This window comes from Clostridium prolinivorans (assembly GCF_004011155.1).
Taxonomy (GTDB): domain Bacteria; phylum Bacillota; class Clostridia; order Clostridiales; family Clostridiaceae; genus Clostridium_AT; species Clostridium_AT prolinivorans.
Window position 1 is genome coordinate 131,485 of record NZ_RJWG01000005.1, and the last position, 6,167, is coordinate 137,651.

The 6,167-nt window shown below is 26.4% G+C and carries 4 protein-coding genes and 1 tRNA gene; 1 reads left to right on the forward strand and 4 read right to left on the reverse strand.

The window, feature by feature from the left end; translation table 11 throughout:
• Positions 1-74 precede the first annotated feature (74 nt).
• The 3 genes from hpt to spoIIE form a co-directional block, all read right to left on the reverse strand.
• A complete protein-coding gene (hpt, locus tag EGD97_RS06805) occupies positions 75-614 on the reverse strand; it encodes a hypoxanthine phosphoribosyltransferase (RefSeq protein WP_078681856.1) in 540 nt (179 codons plus the stop codon).
• Positions 598-2,004, reverse strand: coding sequence for a tRNA lysidine(34) synthetase TilS (gene tilS, locus EGD97_RS06810; RefSeq protein ID WP_078681857.1), 1,407 nt, complete (start codon positions 2,002-2,004; stop codon positions 598-600). The genes hpt and tilS overlap by 17 nt, the downstream gene beginning before the upstream one ends.
• Positions 2,005-2,089: 85 nt before the next feature.
• Positions 2,090-4,474, reverse strand: coding sequence for a stage II sporulation protein E (gene spoIIE, locus EGD97_RS06815; RefSeq protein ID WP_078681858.1), 2,385 nt, complete (start codon positions 4,472-4,474; stop codon positions 2,090-2,092).
• 387 nt (positions 4,475-4,861) lie between these two features.
• Between spoIIE and spoIIP the strand changes: the two genes are divergently transcribed.
• Positions 4,862-5,950, forward strand: a complete 1,089-nt coding sequence (spoIIP, locus tag EGD97_RS06820) for a stage II sporulation protein P (RefSeq protein ID WP_078681859.1) — start codon at positions 4,862-4,864, stop codon at positions 5,948-5,950.
• A gap of 36 nt (positions 5,951-5,986) precedes the next feature.
• Here the strand turns inward: spoIIP and EGD97_RS06825 are convergent.
• Positions 5,987-6,063, reverse strand: a tRNA-Met gene (locus EGD97_RS06825).
• Positions 6,064-6,167 lie beyond the last annotated feature (104 nt).

The following is a 6,167-nucleotide window of genomic DNA, read 5'->3' on the forward strand; positions in this document are numbered from 1 at the left end:
CCCCTCTCTTTCTGTTAGTCTATTATATTGTATGATTGTATCATAAGCATTTTTTATTTACAAGAAAGTTATTATTAATTTTTATAAATTTCTTCTTTAAGTATTCCTATGAATGGAAGATTCCTATATTTTTCTGCATAATCTAAGCCATAACCTACTAAAAACTCATCTGGAACAGTAAATCCTTTATACTTAACATCTATTTGTGCTTTTCTTCTTTCTGGTTTATCAAGCAGACATATTATTTCAAGGCTATTAGGTTTTCTTCCTTTTAAATATTCTATAAGATATTTTAAAGTAATACCACTATCTATTATATCTTCAACAATAAGAACATCTTTGCCTTCTATTTCAAAGTCTAAATCCTTTAAAATTCTAACTACTCCTGAACTTTTTGTAGAATTTCCATAACTTGATACAGCCATAAAATCCATAGAACATGGTATTGTAATCTCTTTTAAAAGGTCAGACATAAACATAACAGAGCCTTTTAATACACCTATTAAAACTAAATCACTTTCTTTATAATCTCTGCTTATATTTTGACCTAATTCTTTTATTTTTTGCCTTATTGTTTCTTCGTCTAAAAGTATTTTTTTAATATCTTCTCTCATTTTTTTCTCCTTCCGTAATTTTTATCTCTAGTATTTTTTTTGTATTTTTATTTATTTTATATTTTTCGCTTATTCTATAACCAACTATCCATACTATTTCATCATCAAAAACAATAATAGGGATAGTATCTCTTTCTTCTTTAGGTACTTTTAAATCTATAAATAAATCTTTAAGCTTTTTGCTTCCTTTCATACCTAAAGGAGTAAATTTATCTCCATTTCTTCTAGTTCTTAAATATATATTTTTAGGAGCACTATCAAAATCGAAATATTTCACAAAAGAATTTTCTTTAAAATTAATCTTTTCGTCTTTATTGATTAATCTTAAACTAACCTTTAAGTTAAAACTTTCTATTATATTTTCTCTATCTATATAAAGAATATATTCATCATTATCAGGTTTATTTCTAAATTTTTCTCCTAAAGTAAGCTCAATATCTCCATAATTATTAAAAGCTATTATTCCATTTGGTAAATTTATTTTTTTACCTGTATTGCATTTTTGCAGCTCAATTAAATTTTTAATATGTATTTTTTCAATATCATATAAATTACCTTTAAGATTATTTATAGCTTTTCTAATTATTCTATTAAGTATAGCTTTTTCTTCAGAAAAAGCGCCTTTATATATTATAACCTTTCCTGCTTTATTTTCACAATAGGTATTATATTTTTCTTTAGAAATTTTATCTAAATAGTCATTGTCTATAATTATTGTATCCGCTAACCTATTGAGTACATTAATTATATCTTTATTAAAATTTTTTTGAAGATATGGTATTAATTCAAGCCTTATTTTGTTTCTTGTATATATACTTTCTAAATTTGTCTTATCTATCCTTGGATTAAGATTATTTTCTTTACAATATTTTTCAATATTTTCCCTTTTAATATTTATTAATGGTCTTATAAATATATTACTTCTAACTGGTTTTATTCCAACGAGCCCTTCCATTCCAGTGCCTCTCATTATTCTCATAAGAACAGTTTCTGCTTGATCATTAGCATTATGAGCCAATGCTATTTTTTGAGCTTCTAACTTTTTTAAAAGCTCATCAAAAAATTCATATCTAGCTTCTCTACCTGCACTTTCAGAAGATATTCCTCTTTCTTTAGAAAGTTTATTTATATCTATTTTTTTTGTAAAACACTCTATACCTAATTTATTACAAAATTCTTTTACATATTCTTCATCTTTATCTGCCTCATCACCTCTAAGACAGTGATTTAAATGAGCTGCATATAAAGTAATATTAAAAATTTCCTTTAATTTGTATAAAATATGAAGAAGACAAATAGAATCTGGTCCTCCAGATACAGCAACAATAATTTTATCATTTTGAGAAATCATATTATACTCTTTTATTGTATCTAAAACTCTTTCAATCAAATCAATCACCTCATAAAGGAACAACTTTAATTATTAAATTATACCATAAATAAAGGGAGATTAAATCTCCCTAAAAAATAATATATTAATATAAGGAATAAACTTTAGAAACAACTGCTGTCATATCATCTTTTATTTTATCATCACTTAATTTTTTTGCATTCTCAATAAGTTCTTCTACAAGGTCTTTAGGATTTGAACAATTTGTATTCTCTAAAAACTCTACTACCCAATCTACTCTTCCTGCAGCTTCACTATTGTAATCTAACACTCCATCAGTAAGCATTACAATTATATCACCATTTTTAACTTTTTTCTTTATTATATCAATATCAACCTTATCTAGTACTCCCATAGGAAGTGTTCTAGACTTTATAACTTCAACTTTATTCCCACTTTTTATAAAACTTGCTACAGCTCCAACTTTCATAAATTCTGCTTCCCCAGTATAAAGATCTATACTGCTTACATCTACTGTAGAAAATTTTTCTTCAGCTGAAAATTTTAAAGACATTATAGAATTTACTGTATTTATAGCAGTAATTCTATTAAAACCTGTACTTGCAAATTTTTCAATAAGTTCAACAGCTGCATTGCTTTCTTGCTCTGCTTGAGGTCCTGAACCCATACCATCGCTTAAAACAGTCATATAACTTCCATCTTGTAGCTTCCCAAAGGTATAACTATCCCCACTATAACTTTCTCCATCTTTACACAATCTTTTTGCATATGATGCTATATGAAATTTAGGTGTTTCTTCAAAAGTTACATTACAAGTTTTATCTGTTGGATTTATATTACAGCCATCATCACTTACACTCATATTTTTATTAAGTGCTTCATTTATATATGGAAGAACATCTTTAATGCAAAGTTGACTACCTCCACAAGCATTCATCTTAAGCTTTACTATTAATCTGTTATTTTTATTATTTAAACAGAATACATCTTTGTATTCTACTTTATTTCTGTCTAATATTCTTCTTATATTGTTTTCTGATTCTACATCTATTTTTATATTATCACTAAAATCATCTATTATTTCTGAAACAGAAGATGCCATATTGCTTATTTGGCTGCTTAAAAGTTCTCTTCCTTCACTTAATCTTTTTCTCCACATTTCACTTATAATATAATTGTTTACAATTTCTTCTGTATTTTTTACTAATGCTGTTCTCTTAACACATTTTTTATCAATCTCATCTGGAACTATACCTTTTCCTTCTTCATAATTTTGAATAATTTCTGCAAATGCATTATAAGTATAATAACTTTCTCTTTTCCAACACATAGAATTCATATTGCAATTACTGCAGACTCTATCTGCTAAATTTTCTATAAGAGCTGCACTTTTATTTTTCATAACTAATTTATCATTTTCAGCTAAATTTTCAAGTATAATAGACATATTAGAAAGCACTTGTGAAAAATTATCCAATCTATTTACTAATATACTTTTAATTTTATCTACATAATTTGAACTTATATTTTCATATTTTTTTTCAAAATCTAATTCTAAAGCCACTCTTGCATAAAATTTATTAGGTATTATAAAAAATATTATTAAAGTTATTATTGACTCTGCAAATTTAAATTGTCCGTTTGTATTTGAAAATACATTTACTATAAAGAAAGCTGCAATATACGATAATCCTGTTAATATTTTTCCAGTTTCTTTAAAAGTACCTGCAATAAGACCGCAAATTGTAAATACACTTATAAATATCTCCATATTGTTTGAGCATATTCCAACTATTATTCCCATAGCGGCACCACTTGCCGCACCTACCGTACTACCTTTAACATAGCTTATCATAAGCACAACAATTAATGCAAATAAATTTCGCAGCGAAATCCCAAATATTTCTGCTCCCCAAGTCCCCGAAACTATAAGAGCACATGTAATAGCCATACTAACTATCTCTTCATTTGTAAATAGATGTTTTGTTTTTATTTCTTTAAGGCATATTATAGAATAATTAATAATAAAATATATTGGGAAGATTGCTGTTGTTTCAAAAAAAGCTGTAAAAAAAGCTACATCTATAGAAATATTTGATATAAGCATTTTATATGATGCCTGTGTTAAAAATATCATTGAAAAAAATATTATAATTTTCTTTTTATTAGCAAGTCCTTCAACTAAATATCCAAGCAAAGTTATTATTCCTATAAGTATCATATAGGAAGGCATGTCCTTCAAATTACCATATAAAGTTGCATATCCTATAAGTGAACCACATCCGCTTATTAATGTTAATTTTTCTTCTCCATATAATGCTACTGCTATTAAAAAAGCAATCCCAAAAGGTGCCATATAATTTATAAGTAACACTCTACTTATTAAAAATGAGCTTAAAAAATAGAGCAGTAATTTTAAAATACCCCTTCCATCCATTACCTTTTTTTCTTCATTTTTTTTAGTTTTAATAGCTCTTTCATAAGCTGTTAAATTTGCTCCGTATTGCATACAAATAAATCCTCCTATGTTTTTATTTATTCCCAATATTTTGAAACTGATTTTATTATAGCAAATATCTATGGAAATAAATGTCATTCTTTGAGTGGAATATATAATTTTATTTGGACAATAATTTCTATATTTTTTCAAATAATTTATATTTTTTTATTTTTATTTGTTTTTCACTTTTTTAGCTTGTATTTATTACAAATGTTATAAATTAACAATTTTTTTAGTTTTATACAAGATGTTGAACTAAAAAAAATTATTACTTTTATGCTGTATATATAAAAAATATGTCGGTAATATTTTTTATACCATATTGAATATAATATTCTGTATAAGAATTTAAATTTAAAATATTTGAAATATACAAAAGGAAACGGGGGGATAAAATTGATTAGAAATAAAAAAACAAAAGGAAAAATATATACTATATTTTCATTATCACTTTTTATTAGTATATCTATACCTATAGTTTCAAAAGCAAGTGTGGGTATTAATTCTTATTCTGATAAAAATTTAATTTACACTCAAATTTTCAATAGAGGTTTTCCAATTGCTAAAACTATAAATTTTGATGAAGATGATATGGCTGAATTTGATTATTCTTTAAAAACTAAGCTTTTAGATGTTGTAGGTTTAAATATTTCCAATCCTCTTTCTATTGTAAGTAGAGAATTCAATCTTATAAAAAATGGAGATCCTGAAGCTGCTGTTAGAGAAAATAAATCTTCTTTTATATTGAATCCTTTTAAACTTGATGAAAATAATATTATAAAAAATCCAGAAACAACACCTTCTAATAAACCTGTAGATTATACAAAAGTTTCAGAGGTTTACAATCCAAAATTAAAAAAAACATTAAATCCTTCAAATCCAGAGGTTTTAATATATCATTCTCATACAACAGAAAGTTATCTTCCTAATCCACCTAATATAACTGATCCAACTAAAAATGTGTGTGCTGTTGGAGATGTAATAGCTGCTGAATTGGAAAAAAATTATGGTATTGCTACAATTCACGATAAAACTATACACAATATGGTTTTTAATAACAGTTATGCTAGATCGGGCGAAACTGTAGATAAATATTTAAGTAAATATAAGAATTTTAAAGTAATAATAGATTTACATAGAGATGCAATTGCAGCAGGAGATGATATAAAAGTTAGCATGCATAATCAAAGTACCGCAAGATTTATGTTTGTTGTTGGTATGAAAAATCCTACTTATGGAAAAAATCTTGCTCTTGCAAGAAAACTTTCAAGTATAACTCAAAGCCTTTTCCCTGGTCTTATACGGCCTGGAAATAGTGGAGATTACGGTATTTATCATTATGAAAAAGGTAAATTTAACCAGCAAAAAAATCCTGCTATAATCTTGATGGAAATAGGTTCAAACAATAATACTTTGGAAGAAGCAAAAACAACAGGAGTATATATAGCAAGGATATTAGCTGAATACATAAATGAAAAGCAGTAAAAAAAGCTCTACAATATTTTTAATTGTAGAGCTTTTTGGTAGCGGAAATAGGACTTGAACCTACGACACATCGGGTATGAACCGATTGCTCTAGCCAGCTGAGCTATTCCGCCATATTATATAATTAGGACATCACTTTTATGTGTGTCCTTAATTTTAATGGTTGCGGGGGCAGGACTTGAACCTACGACCTTCGGGTTATGAGCCCGACGAGCTA